General features: G+C 41.9%; 15 protein-coding genes. 6 read left to right on the forward strand and 9 right to left on the reverse strand.

What is annotated here, in order from left to right; translation table 11 throughout:
- Window positions 1-3: 3 nt before the first annotated feature.
- From ACOQON_RS06335 to ACOQON_RS06355, 5 genes are all read right to left on the reverse strand, one after another.
- Window positions 4-1623, reverse strand: a complete 1620-nt coding sequence (locus ACOQON_RS06335; RefSeq protein ID WP_420578082.1) for a CTP synthase — start codon at window positions 1621-1623, stop codon at window positions 4-6.
- A gap of 65 nt (window positions 1624-1688) precedes the next feature.
- Window positions 1689-2789, reverse strand: a complete 1101-nt coding sequence (locus ACOQON_RS06340; RefSeq protein WP_420578083.1) for a hypothetical protein — start codon at window positions 2787-2789, stop codon at window positions 1689-1691.
- 18 nt (window positions 2790-2807) lie between these two features.
- Window positions 2808-3284: a hypothetical protein gene (locus ACOQON_RS06345; protein ID WP_420578084.1), complete on the reverse strand. Its 477-nt coding sequence runs from the start codon at window positions 3282-3284 to the stop codon at window positions 2808-2810.
- Window positions 3285-3287: 3 nt separating this feature from the next.
- Window positions 3288-3710 (reverse strand): hypothetical protein, encoded by a 423-nt coding sequence (locus tag ACOQON_RS06350; RefSeq protein ID WP_420578085.1) that lies wholly within the window; start codon window positions 3708-3710, stop codon window positions 3288-3290.
- Between the two features lie 35 nt (window positions 3711-3745).
- Window positions 3746-4285 carry an RNA polymerase sigma factor gene (locus ACOQON_RS06355; RefSeq protein ID WP_420578682.1) on the reverse strand — a complete coding sequence of 180 codons (540 nt, stop codon included), beginning with the start codon at window positions 4283-4285 and terminating at the stop codon, window positions 3746-3748.
- 133 nt (window positions 4286-4418) lie between these two features.
- Here ACOQON_RS06355 and ACOQON_RS06360 point away from each other — a divergent pair, with 133 nt between their 5' ends.
- Window positions 4419-4868, forward strand: coding sequence for a MarR family winged helix-turn-helix transcriptional regulator (locus tag ACOQON_RS06360; protein WP_420578086.1), 450 nt, complete (start codon window positions 4419-4421; stop codon window positions 4866-4868).
- Here the strand turns inward: ACOQON_RS06360 and ACOQON_RS06365 are convergent.
- The 4 genes from ACOQON_RS06365 to serA form a co-directional block, all read right to left on the reverse strand.
- Window positions 4865-5776: a universal stress protein gene (locus tag ACOQON_RS06365; protein WP_420578087.1), complete on the reverse strand. Its 912-nt coding sequence runs from the start codon at window positions 5774-5776 to the stop codon at window positions 4865-4867. The genes ACOQON_RS06360 and ACOQON_RS06365 overlap by 4 nt on opposite strands.
- Before the next feature lie 151 nt (window positions 5777-5927).
- Window positions 5928-6998 (reverse strand): aminotransferase class V-fold PLP-dependent enzyme, encoded by a 1071-nt coding sequence (locus ACOQON_RS06370; protein WP_420578088.1) that lies wholly within the window; start codon window positions 6996-6998, stop codon window positions 5928-5930.
- A 59-nt stretch (window positions 6999-7057) separates the two neighbouring features.
- Complete coding sequence (locus tag ACOQON_RS06375; RefSeq protein ID WP_420578089.1) at window positions 7058-7444, reverse strand: monothiol bacilliredoxin BrxC family protein; 387 nt, start codon at window positions 7442-7444, stop codon at window positions 7058-7060.
- 75 nt (window positions 7445-7519) lie between these two features.
- Window positions 7520-9412: a phosphoglycerate dehydrogenase gene (gene serA, locus ACOQON_RS06380; protein WP_420578090.1), complete on the reverse strand. Its 1893-nt coding sequence runs from the start codon at window positions 9410-9412 to the stop codon at window positions 7520-7522.
- Between the two features lie 31 nt (window positions 9413-9443).
- On the opposite strand from serA, the gene ACOQON_RS06385 reads away from it, so the two are divergent.
- The 5 genes from ACOQON_RS06385 to ACOQON_RS06405 all read left to right on the forward strand — a co-directional run bounded on the left by ACOQON_RS06385 (window position 9444) and on the right by ACOQON_RS06405 (window position 17232).
- A complete protein-coding gene (locus tag ACOQON_RS06385; protein WP_420578091.1) occupies window positions 9444-10727 on the forward strand; it encodes a serine hydrolase domain-containing protein in 1284 nt (427 codons plus the stop codon).
- Window positions 10728-10878: 151 nt separating this feature from the next.
- The gene (locus ACOQON_RS06390) at window positions 10879-12195 is read left to right on the forward strand and encodes a cytochrome c3 family protein (protein ID WP_420578092.1); all 1317 of its coding nucleotides are present in this window, start codon (window positions 10879-10881) and stop codon (window positions 12193-12195) included.
- A 23-nt stretch (window positions 12196-12218) separates the two neighbouring features.
- Complete coding sequence (locus ACOQON_RS06395; protein WP_420578093.1) at window positions 12219-15320, forward strand: TAT-variant-translocated molybdopterin oxidoreductase; 3102 nt, start codon at window positions 12219-12221, stop codon at window positions 15318-15320.
- Entirely contained in the window at window positions 15320-16693 is a 1374-nt protein-coding gene (nrfD, locus tag ACOQON_RS06400; RefSeq protein WP_420578094.1) for an NrfD/PsrC family molybdoenzyme membrane anchor subunit, read from the forward strand. The genes ACOQON_RS06395 and nrfD overlap by 1 nt, the downstream gene beginning before the upstream one ends.
- 11 nt (window positions 16694-16704) lie before the next feature.
- A complete protein-coding gene (locus tag ACOQON_RS06405; protein ID WP_420578095.1) occupies window positions 16705-17232 on the forward strand; it encodes a DUF3341 domain-containing protein in 528 nt (175 codons plus the stop codon).
- Window position 17233: the final 1 nt, after the last annotated feature.

A 17233-nucleotide genomic window follows, 5' to 3' on the forward strand; every position in this document is an offset into this window, starting at 1 on the left:
GAATTATGCCTCCTGACTTTTCTTAAGATCAAGAGATGCTTTAATAAATTTCACAAAAAGAGGATGTGGGTCCATAACTGTGGATTTCAACTCCGGGTGATACTGAGTTCCTACAAACCACGGATGATCTTTTATTTCCATAATCTCCACAAGATTTGTGTCGGGGTTAATCCCCGTTGCAGTCATTCCGCCGTTTTCGTAATCCTCCAAATACTTATTATTGAATTCGTATCTATGTCGGTGGCGCTCCATAATTTTCTTGGATCCATAGGCAGCATATGCCTTGCTTCCTTTTTTGAGCTCGCAAACATAAGCCCCAAGACGCATGGTTCCACCCATATCTTTGATGTTTTTCTGACTTTCCATCAGATCAATAACCGGGTAAGAGGTTTTGGACATTTCTGTGCTGTTGGCTTTTTTCATTCCAAGAACGTTCCTTGCAAATTCAATAACTGCACATTGCATGCCCAGGCAAATACCGAAAAATGGCACTTTGTTTTCACGAGCGTACTGTACCGCATAAATTTTACCTTCGATACCGCGCTCACCAAATCCAGGGGCAACTAAAATGCCATCCAGACCAGAAAGTTCTTTATGTACATTATCACCATCGAGTTCCTCAGCATGGATCCACTTCAAATTCACCTTACATTCATTGGCTGCTCCTGCATGAATGAAAGATTCTGCAATGGACTTGTAGGCATCCTGTAGCTCTACATACTTCCCGACTAAACCGATAGTTACAGAGTCCGTAGGGTTTTTCAGCCTACCTAAAAACTCTTTCCACTTGTCAATCTTCGGTTCCTTCTTGTATGGCATTTTAAACTTGGTGAGCACTCGCTCATCCAGTTTTTCCTTACGCATAAGGATCGGAACGTCATAAATGGTTGGCGCATCCAATGCTTCGATCACTGAGTTGATCGGCACGTTGCAAAACAGGGCCAGTTTCTTTCTGATTTCTTGTGTGATGTGATACTCAGATCGACAAACCAAGATATCTGGCTGAATACCAGCTTCCAATAGCTCTTTGACCGAGTGTTGTGTTGGCTTAGTTTTAAGTTCGCCGGAAGCCTTGAGGTAAGGGATAAGCGTCAGGTGGATCGCAATACTATTAGTAGGACCGAGTTCAAAACGAGCCTGACGAACGGCTTCAATGAATGGGAGGGACTCAATATCACCTACACAGCCACCAATCTCTGTGATAACGACATCATACTTTCCTGTTTCACCAAGCTTATAAATGTTGTTTTTGATCTCATCAGTGATGTGAGGAATCACCTGAACGGTCTTTCCTAGGTATTCTCCTTGTCTTTCCTTTTGAATAACGTTGTAGTAGATTCTTCCCGTCGTAACATTATTTGCCTGAGATGTTTCGATGCTTAGAAATCGCTCATAATGACCCAGATCCAGGTCGGTTTCAGCCCCATCATTGGTTACGTAGCACTCACCATGTTCATATGGATTTAGGGTGCCCGGATCTATATTGATATAGGGATCAAATTTTTGAATGGTTACGGATAAGCCTCTGGCTTGTAGTAGTTTACCAAGAGAAGCTGCGATAATTCCCTTGCCGAGGGATGATGTTACACCGCCCGTAACAAAGATGTATTTCGTTTTAGACATGAAGAGTGTTTACCTATTTCTTGTTACGGGATGCAAAGATAGGTTTTTATTCTTTACGGCACTGATTATTTGAATGGAATGCGATAAGAAATTGAAGCACCGAAATAGCCAATCGGGTCTACCTCAATAAATTCATTAGGCAACTGAACAGGAATACTGTAGGTATAGCTGAGCAAAAAGTGCCAGCGTTCTGTTGAAAGTGAAAGAGGAAGAGTAAAGGCATAGTTTAAAACCCCAAACTCATTGCTATCTACAAACTCCTCTTCCAAAAAACCTTCGTTGGCAATTTGATTCAGGGATGCCAGACTTTCTGCTGAAATACGGGAAGCTGTTCGTAGCTCAAACCGTAACCGATTCCATTGGGTTTCTGTGATTGTACCAGTGCTATAAGCCTTATAAAAAAGTATGGCCAAGAAATTCTTTTGCTTCTCATTCAGGTTAGCGAATGTATCAAGACGGCTTATGCGTTCTTTATTTTGATCGCTGATCTGCCGCTGTGTATATCTTAACTGGGTGATATCACTATTACCGGCCATGATACTTGCTGAAGGATATAGGCTGATGTTTTTAAATACCCACCAGGTTCCGATTTTTATGGTTCCGCTTAGGTTGGTGATGATTCGATGTGCTGTTTCGTTCCCAAAAAGGAAGGAATAGTCAACGGAGGCGAACCCCCATTTAAAATCATAACTCAAAGATGTGCCCGTGGAGTAAGTCAGAGGATTGTCTGATGAATCCTTAGGGTTATAAAACCATTTTTCAGCGTCAAATGAGTAGCTCCATTTGGGATTTTTAAAAGTTCCGAGATATCCGGCTGACAAAATGGTGGGGTTGTAGTTTGGATCTACCCCGCTATTCCAGTAGCCGGTGATGTCTCCATAAAATCCTGATTTATGGTAATAGGAAATTCCTGATGAAATCGCGGACTGGTTGATGTTGTAATCACGACCAGCACTGGTGACATTGGTTGTGTAGCCAAACCGGATATTCAATTCACTGGACGGTTCTACATCCATGGTAAAAAGACTATCGATGAGGTTGAATATGGATAGTGAGTCCATTTCTTCCTCGATGGCTTTTAGCTGCTCGGCATAGCTTAATGTGTCTTGTGAGAAGCCAGACAAAGAACTTGCGAGCAGCACCGCTATGGTGACTGTTCGACGCATCAGGTAGGTAGGTTGGGTTTAGTTGCGTCGGTCGTTTAGCCTTCCGTCATTTCTCCGCTGCTTTTGCCGTTTCATTTGCTCGGCACGTATTCTTCTTAGCAGCATCTCCTTGAAGTCATTTTCGGCCTTTCTTAAGTTATTTAGCTGACGAGTGGTAATCACCTTCAGGATGCGATCTGCATATTCTTGCTCCAGTTTTAACTGACGCTCTTTTACTTTATTCGCCATTTCCAACATTTTCTTGTTTTCTTCTTCAGAGGCTTTGTTCGGGTCAAAGTTTCTTCTTGCCTGATCAAAATCTCTTCGGATATCCTGCCTCTTATTTCCAAATTCCCTATATATAGGCCAGAATTTCTCCGCCTGATCCGGCGTTAGCTCAAGCCGTTCGGTGATCAAAGCAATCTTAGCAGCTTCGATCTTTTTTAAGGCTTCAGGACTCTGGGCAATAGATCCAAAGCATGCCGCCATGGTTATAATGAACAATAACTTTTTCATATCTTATAAAATTTCGTCTTCTAAATCATATTCCTGCAATACATCATCGATGGACTGATCTTCCAGGTCAATACCATCTAATACGTTGGTCTCCTCATCAAAAATCTCGACATTCTCGTTAAACGCACTTGCAATTTCATATTCATCAAGATCCAGATGATCTAAATAGGCCACAAGTTCATCCTGAGAAACTTCTGCAAGCATTTCTTCCGGAGATGGACCGTTATTCTGACTGATAAAGAAAAAAGTGACAATCAAAGCAAGAGATGCAGCAAGTGCTAAGCTCCACTTTGGGACAGCATATCGAACCGAAGTGTTCCTTTCCTCCTCAACCCTTTTTTGAATTTTAAGTGATAGGTCGTCAAAATAACCATCAGGAGTCTTGAATGCCTTCTTTCTATCAATATCGTCTAGTTTGTATTTCATCGCGTGCTTCTTAGATGCATTTATAATTAAATGGTTTAATCCGTATTAATTAAATCTTCAATTTTTTTTACTGCGTGATGATAGCTTGCTTTTAGTGCACCAACACTTGTTCCGGTGATTTCTGCGATATCAGCAAACTTCATATCATCAAAATACTTCATATTGAAAACCAGACGCTGCTTGTCCGGTAGTTTTAGCAATGCCTTCTGCAACTTCATCTGGACTTCATCTCCTGTTGGCGCAATATTTTGAGTTAACTTTTCAGTTAGCTCACCTTCCAGATCATGAATGGGTACAAAAAATCGTCTTTTCTTTTTTCTGAGAAAATTCAGACATTCATTAGTTGCTATGCGGTAAACCCAAGTGTACAGCTTTGAGTCCTCCCTGAATTTGCTCAGGTTCTTCCAGACCTTCACAAAAATTTCCTGAACCAGATCGTCTGCATCATCATGATCAATCACCATTTTTCTCACATGCCAATAAACTCTTTCCTGGTATTCTCTAACTAATAGATTGAATCCGTAATTGCGAGTTTCCTCTTCCCGAATTTTTTTTATGATCTGTTCTTCCAAAATTTGTATCAGGTGGGTATACCACTTAGATCATAAAGTTAAGAGAAGGTTTAAATTCAAATGAAAAAAGATGGAGTTTGCAACCTTTCCTTTCAAATGTTGTTACATTTAATGTAATTGTATTTAATTTAAAGACATGGGAATAGCAGAGGATATCAAACAGGACTCATTTAAGAGCGAGTACTCAAAAGCGATTATTAACACCATTTTCACCAGTGCCTGGTTACATCAGGAACATCTTCAGTTGTTCAAATCCCATGGATTAACAACACCACAATTTAACATATTAAGAATATTAAGAGGACAGCATCCTAAACCTGCTACTGTCAACTTGTTGATTGACAGAATGCTGGATAAAAGCTCCAACGCCTCACGAATCGTAGATAAACTTGAGCAAAAGGGGCTTGTTAAAAGAAGTCAGTGCTCCAAAGATCGTCGAGCAGTTGATGTTTACATTTCTGATGCCGGATTAAAGCTCCTGGATGAGATGGATGTGAAAATGGATGAATGGGAAAAATCACACAATAGCCTCTCTGAAAAAGAAGCTGCCACACTAAACGTACTCCTGGATAAAATCAGGGGTTAACCCAAATCTTTTAGTGATTCAAGTATCCCCGCGATAGCGCCTTTTTTGCGAATGATCATCAAAGGTGTGCTATCGTTCATTCGAATCATCCGCTCGGATTTACTACCTATAAATAGGGCAGAGGTAGTAGTTCTTCCTTTGGCACCCATCACAATCAGGTCCACATTTTTCTTTTTTGCTTCTTTGATTACCAGGTCAACGATTTTTCCATCTTTGTCCAGAGAACATACCGGAATGAGCTCCTGATTCTTTTTGTCTGCTTTTTTTATCAGTACTTCCAGGTCTTTCGTGGCGTGTCCTTTCATGATCTTCGCAAACTCCTCGTAGCTCTTACCGGAGTACCGGTAGCTGGATGGCACCTGGTAAACGTTTTGTAAATAAATCTTCGATTTAAGGTTTTCAGTTAGCATCAGCGTTCTCTTCAAAGAAAGAGAGGAGTAGTCAGAGAAATCTACCGGGATAAAGATTTTATTAAACTTTAATTCAGTGCCATGTGGAATGATCAGTAGGTTGCATGGAGATCTCCTGGCAATACGAGTGCTTAATACGGAATCAGTTACCTTCTTTTTGCCCAGAATGATCAAGTCAGACTTGATTTCGTCTGCGGCTCTTAATATTTCTTTGGTTTCACCCCCCTGACGCACCATGATTCTGGTAGGCACTTCACAATTAAAATGCTCTTTTATGCGCTTTTTAATCTCTTCTTTTCTTTCGTCAAGTGCTTTGTCCATTAGGTGAGGAAATTCTTTCAAAACAGCCTCAGGCATATTGAATTCCCTGATCACATTGAGAAAGGTGATCTGTGTAGTACCTGCAATTTTACTTAAGCTACAGGCGTTTTTAATGAGACCCTGATCCATTTCTGAGTGATCCAGGCAAACAATTATCTTTTTAAGCGGTGCAATCAACGTTTCGGGTGTTTAATTAATAATGCAAAGGTATGATTCATAATTATTTCGAGCATGATAAAAATCTTTAAATCGAAATATTTATTATGAAAAAAATTATGTTCAGGAATAATACTCGGTAGAGGATAAAAAGTTTCATCCAAACAGAATATTATTCCATTTTTAGCATTAAATCACACAGCATTTCTATTGATTCCTTCGAATGTGTTGGGAAGTTGGCAATTCTGATATGGTTTTTCTTGTGATCTCCATAGCCAGCCCCCAGCACAATTCCCTTTTTTTCAAAGAATGTGATGAATTTATCCGTATCCTCTGCATTCGCTACGATTGTGGTTTTGGATCGGTGTGGTTTAGAATCAACGAAATGTGATAGTTGCGGATGGTCCTCTATCACTTGATTTAGAATAGTTGCTTTATATATCGTATCGTTTTGTATCCGTCTGATTCCTGCATTAATCATGTCCTGAGCGATTTTACCCAGCAGATAGATATAGAGCATATTTGGAGTCTCAGGGGTTTGATTTTTGTCTCCAAACTTTTTCAGGTTGGGTAATGCACGGTAAGAGCCCAAAGAAGTAGACTTTGCCCTTCCGGATGCTACTTCATGACACCTCTCATTCACTAGCCAGACACCAAGTCCCGGGGGTAATCCAAATGCTTTCTGAACTGAGAAATAGGCTGTATCTACATTTTTGAAATCAACCGGCAAGGAAGGTGTGGCGCTAACCACATCCAATGCGATTAACTTATCCGGATTACTTGCTCTAAGCTTTGCTATCTCTTCTTCTGTAAAACTAAAACCTACACTTGTCTCATTTTTCGTAATACCAATCAGCTCGGCAGCTTCTGGTATGTCCCAGCTATCGAATGCGTGCCCGTCCCCAACTTCAGTGCAGGTACTTTGTTTTCCGTGCTCCCGGGCAAAATCGTAAAACTTCTTACTGAAAGCTCCATTAGCGAAGTGATGCGAGCTGTTTTCTACCAGGTTTTGAACAATCCGGTCCCAGGCTTCATTGGCGGAGTTAAGAAAGTAGATATCATAATTTTCAGGTAGCGCCAGTAGTTCACGGAGAGCTTCATTGGTTTCCTGGATGACTTTTATGAACGTGCTGCTTCTGTGAGAAATTGAAGGGATATCCTGAAAAAGGGCTCTTTTCAAATGCTCTTCAAACGTGTAAAATAGCTGTGCCGGGCCGGGAGTGAAGTAGATTTTATTGGACATAAAAAAAGCTCTTTGTATTAAAGAGCAATATAATTTTTAAAAAAGGAAAAGGGTTCCAGTTATACCCTTGTTTCCATCCATTTAAATGTTCGGTTGATGATTTTCAATGCCAGGCGAATCTTTTTCACGTTGATCATCTCTCGAGATTCATCATACATGGTCACACCATCAGCGAACAGTAATACCTGTGGATATTCATTAATTACACCAGCCATTTCTGTTACGGCCTCATTCACATCTTTATCTTTCATTACATCCAGCAGATATAGATCCAGATTTTCAGGTGAAATGCTCCATTCGCTCTCCAACTTTTGCAATGCCTGAGTACTTTCAGGAGAAGAAGGTCTGTGCTTAAAAATAAGCGCAGGTTTTTCTCTTGAATCCTCTACCAGACGGTTGAATTCTGCTCGTGTACTAAGCGATTTCCAATTAAGCGGATAACTCATTCTTTACAATTTAGCTTATAAACGTTAAAATAAGCTCTTTTGGTTGGGTGGTTTTACCTAAAATTTGCTTTAAACTTAATATAAAACTCTGAATCTTATGGTACCTCTGACCATTTTCAGGTCTTTTATTACATCTTCCTGATAGTTCTTGTCTATATCCGTAATAACATACCCAATAACATCATTAGTTTTTAGGTATTGTCCACCAATATTAATGCCATGTTTTGCCAGTATATTGTTTATTTCAGCAAGTATTCCCGGTTCATTTTTATGAATATGAATAAATCGATGTGCCTGGCTTAGCGTCGGAAGGGCGATGTTAGGGAAATTTACACTATTGGAGGTAGACCCTGTGTTAATGTATTCAATGATTTTAGAAGGGACGAAATCAGCAATATTTTCCTGAGCTTCAAGCGTGCTACCACCCACATGCGGCGTTAAAATCGTGTTTCTGAGACCCATGAGAGGTGATTCAAAGGGGTGATCATTGCTAAGTGGCTCTTCCGGAAATACATCCACACTCGCTCCATGGATTTTTCCATTTTCTATATTGCTCTTCAGGGCATCAATATCTACTATGTGGCCTCTGCTCAGGTTAACAAAAACCACCCCCTTCTTCATGAGTTCAAACTCCTTCGGCCCAATCATCCATTTATTTTCCTTACGACCATCAACATGGATGCTAATGACATCAGAACTCTCCAGTAAATGCTCAAGGGTTGGGCAGGGTGTTGCATTGCCCAGCGCTAGCTTTTCCTCCAGATCGAAGTATTGTACGTTCATACCTACCGATTCAGCAAGGACTGAAAGCTGAGAACCTATTTTACCATATCCGATGATTCCAAGTGTTTTACCCCTGATTTCGAAGCTCCCGCTGGCGGACTTATTCCATTTGCCGCGATGCATTTGCATCATTTTATCCGGCAGATTTCTCATCAGCATGATGATCTCAGCAAGTGCCAACTCGACCACTGAGCGTGTATTAGAGAAGGGTGCATTAAAAACCGCCACACCTTTTCGCAGTGCCGCATTTAGGTCAATTTGATTTGTACCAATACAAAATGCTCCAACAGCAAGCAGCCGTTTTCCATTTTTCAGCACCTTTTCAGTTACCTGGGTTTTGGATCGTATACCTAATAAGCTTACGTCTTTGATTTTCTCTACCAGTTCATCTTCTGTCATTCCACTCGGATATACTTCCACCTGATATCCTTCCTCTTTCAATTTCCTGATAGCGCCTTCGTGAATATTTTCAAGCAGAAGCGCTTTGATTCTATTCTTAGGGTAGGAGTGAGCTCGTTCCAGCTTTTGAGTAAAAAGGAACTCATCCAGAGAGGGTGCCTCATGATCGGCCTCACTTAGAATCTTTTCGCGTCGTACATTTTCAGTAAATGCATAGAATTTATGGGCCAATCCTGCTTTTTTGATTTCAAAGTCCGTGTAGCCATCCCCAAGCACAAATACTTCTCCGTCCAGCTTCAAGCTTTCAATTTGCTTTGGTTTACCATTATTTTGGGATAAGAGGTTCGTTTCATCAAAACCGACAATCTCATCGCTACTTCCATACTCAAATTCATTGGCGAACACATGTTCTTCCTTGATGCCAAATTTTTTAACGATAGGTACGATGAAATCTTTGAATCCATTTGAGATGATGAATATCTGATCTTTGTACTTCTCTATGAATTCTGTATTTCGTTTGAAAGATGGGGATACCAACGAACTCAATCGTTCCACTAGCTCCGGCAGATGTTTCTTGTTTGCTTGCAATATTTCAATTCGTCTCATTAGTGATTCACGAAAGGAGATGCCACCTTCCATGCCCCGGTCGGTTATATCCTTGATTTCCTGAATAGCTTTCGCCTGATTTTCGTTATCCTTGAGCGCGATTTCTGCCAGTACGTCCAGAGCTTCCACCTGTGTAAATGTGCTATCGAAATCGATAATGAAATACTTAGTTTGCTTCATCTTTAGAACTTGATCGCATCAAAAATAGAACATGCTAAACCTCCGACATACGTTATTTACTCTTTTCTTTTTTGCAATCGTTTTCGCTGACGGTCAAACGTATGATTCGTTGATTAATGATCTTGATAGCATCGTTTATGAGGCGATCAATGCTGAAGCTTTTCCGGGGTGTATCGTTTATGCAAGTCAGGGTGATAGCGTATTCGTATTAAAATCATATGGTTATCACACCTATGATTCCACGAGGAGAGTTGCTGTAAATGACATCTATGATCTTGCATCTATTACCAAAGTAGTTGGAGGTACGCTGGCTATGATGAAGCTATACGAGGATGGTCACCTGGATTTGGATGATGAAATCAGGGAGCACATAGATCGGATAGGAAGGAGGGTAGGTCGCGTCACTTTTAGGGAAGCGCTCGCACATCAGGGTGGACTATACCCATGGATTCCTTATCATCAGGAGTCGAGAAGGAGAAATGGAAAGTTCAGGAACAAGACGGTGACAAACGAAATGGACGAGGATTATTCCTATCCACTCACCGACAGTCTGTATCTCCATAGCGACTTTTATTCCAGGATTAAAAAAATGATCAGGAAGAGTGATGTCTCAGATGAGAAAAAGTATAGGTATTCAGGTTTATTTTTTTATTTGATTCCTGAGCTTGTCAAAAACCTGACCGATACATCGTACCAGGTATACCTTGAAACTCATTTTTATAAACCTCTAAATGCTGAGACACTCACCTTCAATCCATTAGACAAATTTCGACTCAATCAGATAGTGCCGACAGAGATTGATACCTTCTTCCGCATGGAACCGATTCATGGCAAAGTGCATGATGAAGGGGCTATCATGATGAAAGGAGTTTCAGGAAATGCCGGGCTTTTTAGCAATGCCACGGATTTGGCAAAAGTGTTTCACATGCTTTTGAATGATGGAAAGTCAGACACATTACAACTTTTATTCCCACAGACGATTCAACTATTTACAACCGCTCAATACCCCAATAACGGGAACAGGAGGGGACTTGGTTTTGACAAACCATTATTGGAATATGATTCCATTCGTAGCAGCGTAGCCAAAAGTGCTAGCTTTAAAAGCTATGGTCATACAGGATATACCGGAACGCTTGCCTGGATTGATCCTGAAAACGGTTTGACTTTCATCTTTCTTACCAACCGAGTCTATCCGTCACGGACCTATCGTGGGTTGTATGAGTTGAACGTTCGACCCACCATTCACCAACTCCTTTATGATTACCTTGATTCCAGCCTCAGGGAAAATACGGACCCTGTAGGAAATACGAAATAAACAATGCTATTTAGTTATTTAAATTAATTCTAAATAAGCGTGATTTTATAATTTTATTGATTCTTAATATGCTGAATTTCATTAGGTTACGAATGTGTAATGGGAGAGGCCAAAGTGGGGTAATAACCCACCTTTGAAAAACAACCACCCAATGTTACTTTTGTACGCGTTTGATCTCAAGCCATCGGAATACATGTTTAAAACAACACCGAATCTAACCCGAATATTCTTTAGCATAGCACTTGGAATATTCTTTACTCTGAGTCTGAAAGCTCAGGAAATACCTACCGACGAAAGCGTAATTGCAGCCGGAGAATCCAATTTCAAAACCAATTGTTCTACATGCCATGAAATATGGGATGTTCGAATAGGTCCTGCCCTGAATGGTGTGACTGAAAGAAGATCGGTAGAATGGTTGATCCCTTGGATTAAAAACTCACAGGCAATGATTGCCTCTGGTGACGAGCAGGCTGTTGCACTTTGGGAGGAATACAACCAAACGGTAATGACTGCCTACCCATCATTCTCGGATGATGATGTGTTGGCCATTTTGGCTTATGTAAAAGCCGAGACAGCCAAAGGTCCTCCAGTTGAGGAGGTGGCTGTCGCTACAACAGGCGAGGGTGAGCAAGATTCTGTATCGTCTACCTATTTGATGGCAGTGATCATCATCTTGATTGTCGTACTTGCACTAGCGGTGGTGGCGTTACTGATTGCAGTTAAGACTTTAACCAAGCATCTGAAGCAGGTGAAAGACCTGGATGAGGCGGAGCAGGATATTGTAGCTAATGAATTTGATCTGGGAGCTTTTCTTAAGAGTAACTCATTTGTAGGGATGGTAGTATTTATTTTCACCATCATCGTATTGAAGACATTAATAGATGGAGCATTTACCATCGGTGTGCAGCAGGGCTATCAGCCAACTCAGCCGATTGCTTTCTCTCACGAACTACATGCCGGACAATATGAAATTGATTGTCAATACTGCCACACAGGCGTGAGGAAATCAAAATCCGCAAACATTCCATCCCCTAATATTTGTATGAACTGCCACTCGCAGATCAAGAATGTAGGAGGAGCAGATGGAATTTCAGAAGAAATCGCTAAAATCTACGCTGCGATCGATTACGATCCGGATACGCAGACATATGGTACTGATACTCAGCCTATCGAATGGGTAAGGGTTCACAACCTACCTGATTTGGCCTACTTCAATCACTCTCAACACGTGAATGTGGCTGAGCTAGAGTGTGAAACCTGTCATGGACCGATCAAGGAAATGGAAGTGGTATACCAATACTCAAATCTTACGATGGGGTGGTGTATCAACTGTCATAGAGAAACAGATGTAAATACGAAAGGAAACGAATATTACGACAAGCTTGTGAAGCTCCATTCGGAGCAAAGCAAAGAGCCGATGAAGGTAGAAGATATCGGAGGTTTGGAATGCTCAAAATGTCACTATTAAATATTCGAAAACAGCTGATCTAAATGAAAGAAACTAAGAAATACTGGAAAGGGATAGAACAACTGGAAAACACAGCGGATTTCCAGGATAGAGCGTCAAAAGAATTCCCGGAATATTTACCGATCAATGGTGGTGACAATGGAGAGCCATCTCGTCGGGACTTTCTAAAGATGATGGGCTTTGGGGTAGCTGCTGTTTCGTTAGCAGCGTGTGAAGCACCGGTTAGAAAAGCCATTCCTTACGTTAATAAGCCGGTTGATGTTGATCCTGGAGTACCCAACTACTATGCTTCCACCTACAGCATGGGAAGTGATGTGGTTTCTGTCGTAGTGAAGACCCGAGAGGGTAGACCGATCAAGATCGAAGGAAATGAACTATCCTCAACCAGTGCCGGAAAAACAACGACCCAGGTAGAATCTTCTGTATTGTCATTGTACGATCAGGAAAGGCTTCAAAACCCTAAGATAGGTGGTGAAGACACGGACTGGGAAACCATTGATAATCGAATAAAAACAGAACTTGGTGCCAACGGTGGAAAGATCGCCATTGTTTCATACTCAAACTGTAGCCCAAGTACTTCAAGAGCCATTCAGGCTTTGAGAGATAAATACGGCGAAGTAGATCACGTACAGTATGATGCCGTATCAATGAGTGGTTTACTTGATGCCTATGGTGAAGCAACCGGATCGAGAATGCTTCCGTTGCATGACTTTTCAAAAGCAAGCACTATTGTTTCTATTACTGCAGATTTTCTGGGTAGTTGGCCAAACCAGTCAATGAACAACAGACAGTTTGCTGAAACCCGAAAGTTGGGACCGGATAAGAAAGACATGTCCAGACTGTATGCATTTGAGTCTAACCTTTCATTAACAGGTTCGAATGCGGATTACAGACAACCAATAAAACCTTCTCAAGAAGGACTTTATGTAGCGAACCTTTATAACCTCATCGCTCAGAAGGCTGGTGCGGCGACCGTTGGTGTTGCTCGTTTGGAAGATACGGTAATGCTTGAGAAAGCTGCTAATGATCTATGGAGATCAAGAGGTAAGTCATTGGTTGTTTCGGGATCGAACGACAAAAATGTACAGCTGCTGGTTATCGCCATCAATGATTTGCTTCAGAGCTACGGATCAACCATTGATTTGTCAAAAAGCATTAATACAAGAAAAGGTAGTGATCAGGCTTTCAGTCAGCTTGTTAGTGACGTGAAAGACGGGAATGTCGGAACGGTTATTTTCTATAACTGTAATCCTGCTTATGATCACCCAATGGGAGAGCAGCTTGTGAGCTCGCTCGGTAAAGCGAAGACAACCATCTCCACTTCAGATCGAATGGATGAGACTACAAGTTCAGTGAAGTATGTGACACCAGACCATCATTATCTGGAGTCATGGAATGACTTTGAGCCGGTAACTGGCCATATGACACTTGCTCAGCCTACCATTAAAAATATTTTTAACACCCGTCAGGCACAGGAATCTTTCTTGCGATGGGCTGACAATGATGCTTCCTATTACGAATTTGTAAAAGGAGGATGGCAGTCACTCGCCGACGGAGATGTTACAAGGTTCTTTGATAAGTGTCTTCATGACGGAGTGTATAATGTAGACGCTACTACAGGCGCAGGTGCAGTTTCTGTCGATGCAGTAGTTGTTGCCGGTAATCTCAAAGGATATTCAGCCAAGTCTGATGGGCTAGAACTGGTACTTTATACGAACTACTCTGTCGGGGACGGAGTGCAGGCTAACAACCCATGGTTGCAGGAGATGCCTGATCCGATCACCAAAGCATGTTGGGATAACTACTTTACTGTTTCTCCAAAGCTTGCCAGAGAAAATGACTGGGAAGTAAAAGGTGGAGACATGGATTATAAGGTAGCCACGCTTACTGTAAATGGTAAGTCAGTTACAGCTCCTGTAATTCCTCAACCGGGACAGGCATATGGAACAGTTGGCTTGGCCGTGGGTTACGGACGTACCAAAGCAGGTAAAGTGGGTAATGGCGTTGGAGTGAACGCATACCAATTGGTAAGTAGCTCTGCTGACGGTTTAAAATACAGTGCGAAAGCTACTCTGGAGCTTACCGGTGAGGTAAGAAAAGTGGCTCAGACACAAACCAGCCAGACTTACGCTGGAAGAGAAACAGTCATTCAGGAAACCACACTTGGTGCATACCAGAAGGACCCACAGGCAGGAAGAAACTTCCCGATGATCTCAAAGGCTGACGGTTCGAAAGTTAGACCGCATGCTGTATCTCTATGGCAAGGACACGAGTATCCAAATCACCACTGGGGTATGATTGTGGATTTGAACTCATGTACAGGTTGTGGAACATGTACGGTGGCCTGCCAGACAGAAAACAATATACCTGTAGTTGGTAAGGAAGAAGTGCTGAACCGAAGAGAGATGCACTGGATCCGAATCGATCGATATTATAGTGAGAGACCTGAAAATGAGTTGACTGCTGAAGATAAGAACCTGATGGAGGTGAAGCAGAAGGAGCTTGCTGCGGTTGAAAATCCTGAGGTGACCTTTCAGCCGATGATGTGTCAGCAATGTAACAGTGCTCCGTGCGAGACTGTTTGCCCGGTTGCTGCAACCACTCACTCTAGTGAGGGTCTGAATCAAATGACATATAACAGATGTATTGGCACGAGATACTGTGCCAACAACTGTCCTTATAAAGTACGTCGATTCAACTGGTTTAAATACCATGATAATTCCAAGTTCGATAAGAACTTACCGATGAATAATGATCTGGGTAAAATGGTATTGAATCCGGATGTGACTGTGAGAGCGAGAGGGGTGATGGAGAAATGTACCTTCTGTGTACAACGAATCCAGTCTGGTAAGCTTGATGCGAAGAAAGAGGGCAGAAGACCTGTTGACGGAGAAATTCAGACGGCTTGTGCGAAATCTTGTCCAACCGATGCGTTGGTATTCGGAGATATGAAGGATCCGGAAAGCCGAATTTCCAAGACATTGAAACTGAAGTACAACAAGAAGAGTGTAGAGGCTCAGGAAGATCGTGCATACCACGTGCTTGAGGAGCTTCGAGTGATGCCGAACGTGTGGTACTTGACCAAAGTAAGAAACAAAGACAATAACGAAAAAACAGAAGCATAATGCACGCAGAATCAGAAGTACGGATACCCTTAGTTACAGGTGGAAAGACCGTCCACGATGTTTCTGAGGATATTGCTGGAAGAGTAGAGGAGCGACCTTCCATTACATGGATGCTCGCGATGGCAGTCTCTTTAGCACTTCTCCTGGCCGGAGGGTATGCAGTGGCAATCACCCTTTGGGATGGAATCGGGATGTGGGGTCTCAATAAAACTGTTGGATGGGCCTGGGATATCACCAACTTCGTGTGGTGGGTAGGTATCGGTCACGCAGGCACATTGATCTCTGCAGTACTTTTACTTTTCCGTCAGCGTTGGAGAATGTCTATCAACAGAGCCTCCGAGGCGATGACGATTTTCGCAGTAATCTGTGCTGCGATGTTCCCTGTCCTTCACATGGGACGTCCATGGTTAGGATTCTACTGGGCATTACCACTTCCAAACACATTTGGATCGCTTTGGGTGAACTTCAACTCTCCACTATTGTGGGACGTATTTGCGATTTCTACATACTTCTCTGTTTCATTGGTCTTTTGGTACATTGGGTTAATTCCTGACTTTGCCACTATTCGAGACAGAGCAAAGAATAAGATTTCGAAAGCGATTTACGGAGCACTTAGTTTTGGTTGGACCGGGGGTGCGAAAACCTGGTCGCATTACGAAACGGTATCACTGGTCCTTGCAGGATTGGCAACACCTCTTGTACTTTCAGTACACACCATTGTATCCTTTGACTTTGCTACCTCGGTCATTCCGGGATGGCACACGACAATTTTCCCACCATACTTCGTGGCGGGGGCAATTTTCTCTGGATTTGCCATGGTATTGTCTTTATTATTAGTGACTCGTAAGGTGTACAAACTGGAGGATTACATTACCATTCAGCACATTGAGCTAATGAATATCATCATCATTGTGACAGGTTCTATTGTGGGTATCGCTTACATTACTGAGTTCTTCATCGCATGGTACTCAGGAGTAGAAGCAGAGCAATACGCCTTCATAAACAGAGCAACCGGACCTTACTGGTGGGCATACTGGTCGATGATGACTTGTAATGTGATTTCACCACAATTATTCTGGTTCAAGAAAATTAGAACAAACCTCGCTGCTACGTTCATTATTTCAATCATTGTGAACATTGGAATGTGGTTCGAGCGATTTGTAATTATTGTTACTTCACTTCACAGAGACTTCTTGCCATCAAGTTGGGCGATGTTCTACCCAACGATGTATGACATTGGAGTTTATGTATTCACATTCGGATTGTTCTTCACAGCATTCTTCTTGTTTGCGAAGTTCTTCCCTGTGATCAACATGGCTGAAGTGAAGAGTATTATTAAAGCAACGGGTGAAAAGCCGTCCAAGTCGGCGTAAATAGATAAAATATGTCTCAAGGAACGAATTACGTATTGGGTGTCTATGACGATGAAGATGTTTTGATGGATGCAATCAAAACTGTTCGGGAGTCTGGCGTAAAAATCGAAGAGGTTTACTCTCCATTCCCTGTTCATGGAATTGAAGAGGTTCTGGGTTACAAAAGAAGCTGGTTATCAGTAGCAGCTTTCATGTTTGGTATCACAGGAACATGCCTGGCTTTGACAATGATGATCGGTATGATGGGAATTGACTGGCCAATGATTATAGGTGGAAAAGATTACATTCCTATTCCTTCATTTATTCCGGTGACTTTTGAAATGACGGTACTGTTGGCCTCTTTCGGTATGGTTGGAACCTTCTTTGTGATTTCTAATCTAAAGCCTTGGGGCAAGCCTAGAATTTATGATATCCGAATCACGGACGATAAGCATATCATGGCAATCGATTTGGACAGCAACGATAAATCTGAAGCAGACATCAAGAAAGTATTGCAGGGTAGCGGAGCGACAGAGGTTAACAATAAAAAGTTTGATTGAG

This window comes from Ekhidna sp., from assembly GCF_965221965.1.
Taxonomy (GTDB): domain Bacteria; phylum Bacteroidota; class Bacteroidia; order Cytophagales; family Cyclobacteriaceae; genus Ekhidna.

Coding starts and splice junctions, on each gene's coding strand:
- ACOQON_RS06370 (WP_420578088.1), bottom strand. CDS start 6,998: ATGTCCAATAAAATCTACTTCACTCCCGGCCCGGCACAGCTATTTTAC.
- serA (WP_420578090.1), bottom strand. CDS start 9,412: ATGAAGCAAACTAAGTATTTCATTATCGATTTCGATAGCACATTTACA.
- ACOQON_RS06350 (WP_420578085.1), bottom strand. CDS start 3,710: ATGAAATACAAACTAGACGATATTGATAGAAAGAAGGCATTCAAGACT.
- ACOQON_RS06360 (WP_420578086.1), top strand. CDS start 4,419: ATGGGAATAGCAGAGGATATCAAACAGGACTCATTTAAGAGCGAGTAC.
- ACOQON_RS06405 (WP_420578095.1), top strand. CDS start 16,705: ATGTCTCAAGGAACGAATTACGTATTGGGTGTCTATGACGATGAAGAT.
- ACOQON_RS06345 (WP_420578084.1), bottom strand. CDS start 3,284: ATGAAAAAGTTATTGTTCATTATAACCATGGCGGCATGCTTTGGATCT.
- ACOQON_RS06390 (WP_420578092.1), top strand. CDS start 10,879: ATGTTACTTTTGTACGCGTTTGATCTCAAGCCATCGGAATACATGTTT.
- ACOQON_RS06395 (WP_420578093.1), top strand. CDS start 12,219: ATGAAAGAAACTAAGAAATACTGGAAAGGGATAGAACAACTGGAAAAC.
- ACOQON_RS06340 (WP_420578083.1), bottom strand. CDS start 2,789: ATGCGTCGAACAGTCACCATAGCGGTGCTGCTCGCAAGTTCTTTGTCT.
- ACOQON_RS06375 (WP_420578089.1), bottom strand. CDS start 7,444: ATGAGTTATCCGCTTAATTGGAAATCGCTTAGTACACGAGCAGAATTC.
- nrfD (WP_420578094.1), top strand. CDS start 15,320: ATGCACGCAGAATCAGAAGTACGGATACCCTTAGTTACAGGTGGAAAG.
- ACOQON_RS06335 (WP_420578082.1), bottom strand. CDS start 1,623: ATGTCTAAAACGAAATACATCTTTGTTACGGGCGGTGTAACATCATCC.
- ACOQON_RS06385 (WP_420578091.1), top strand. CDS start 9,444: ATGCTAAACCTCCGACATACGTTATTTACTCTTTTCTTTTTTGCAATC.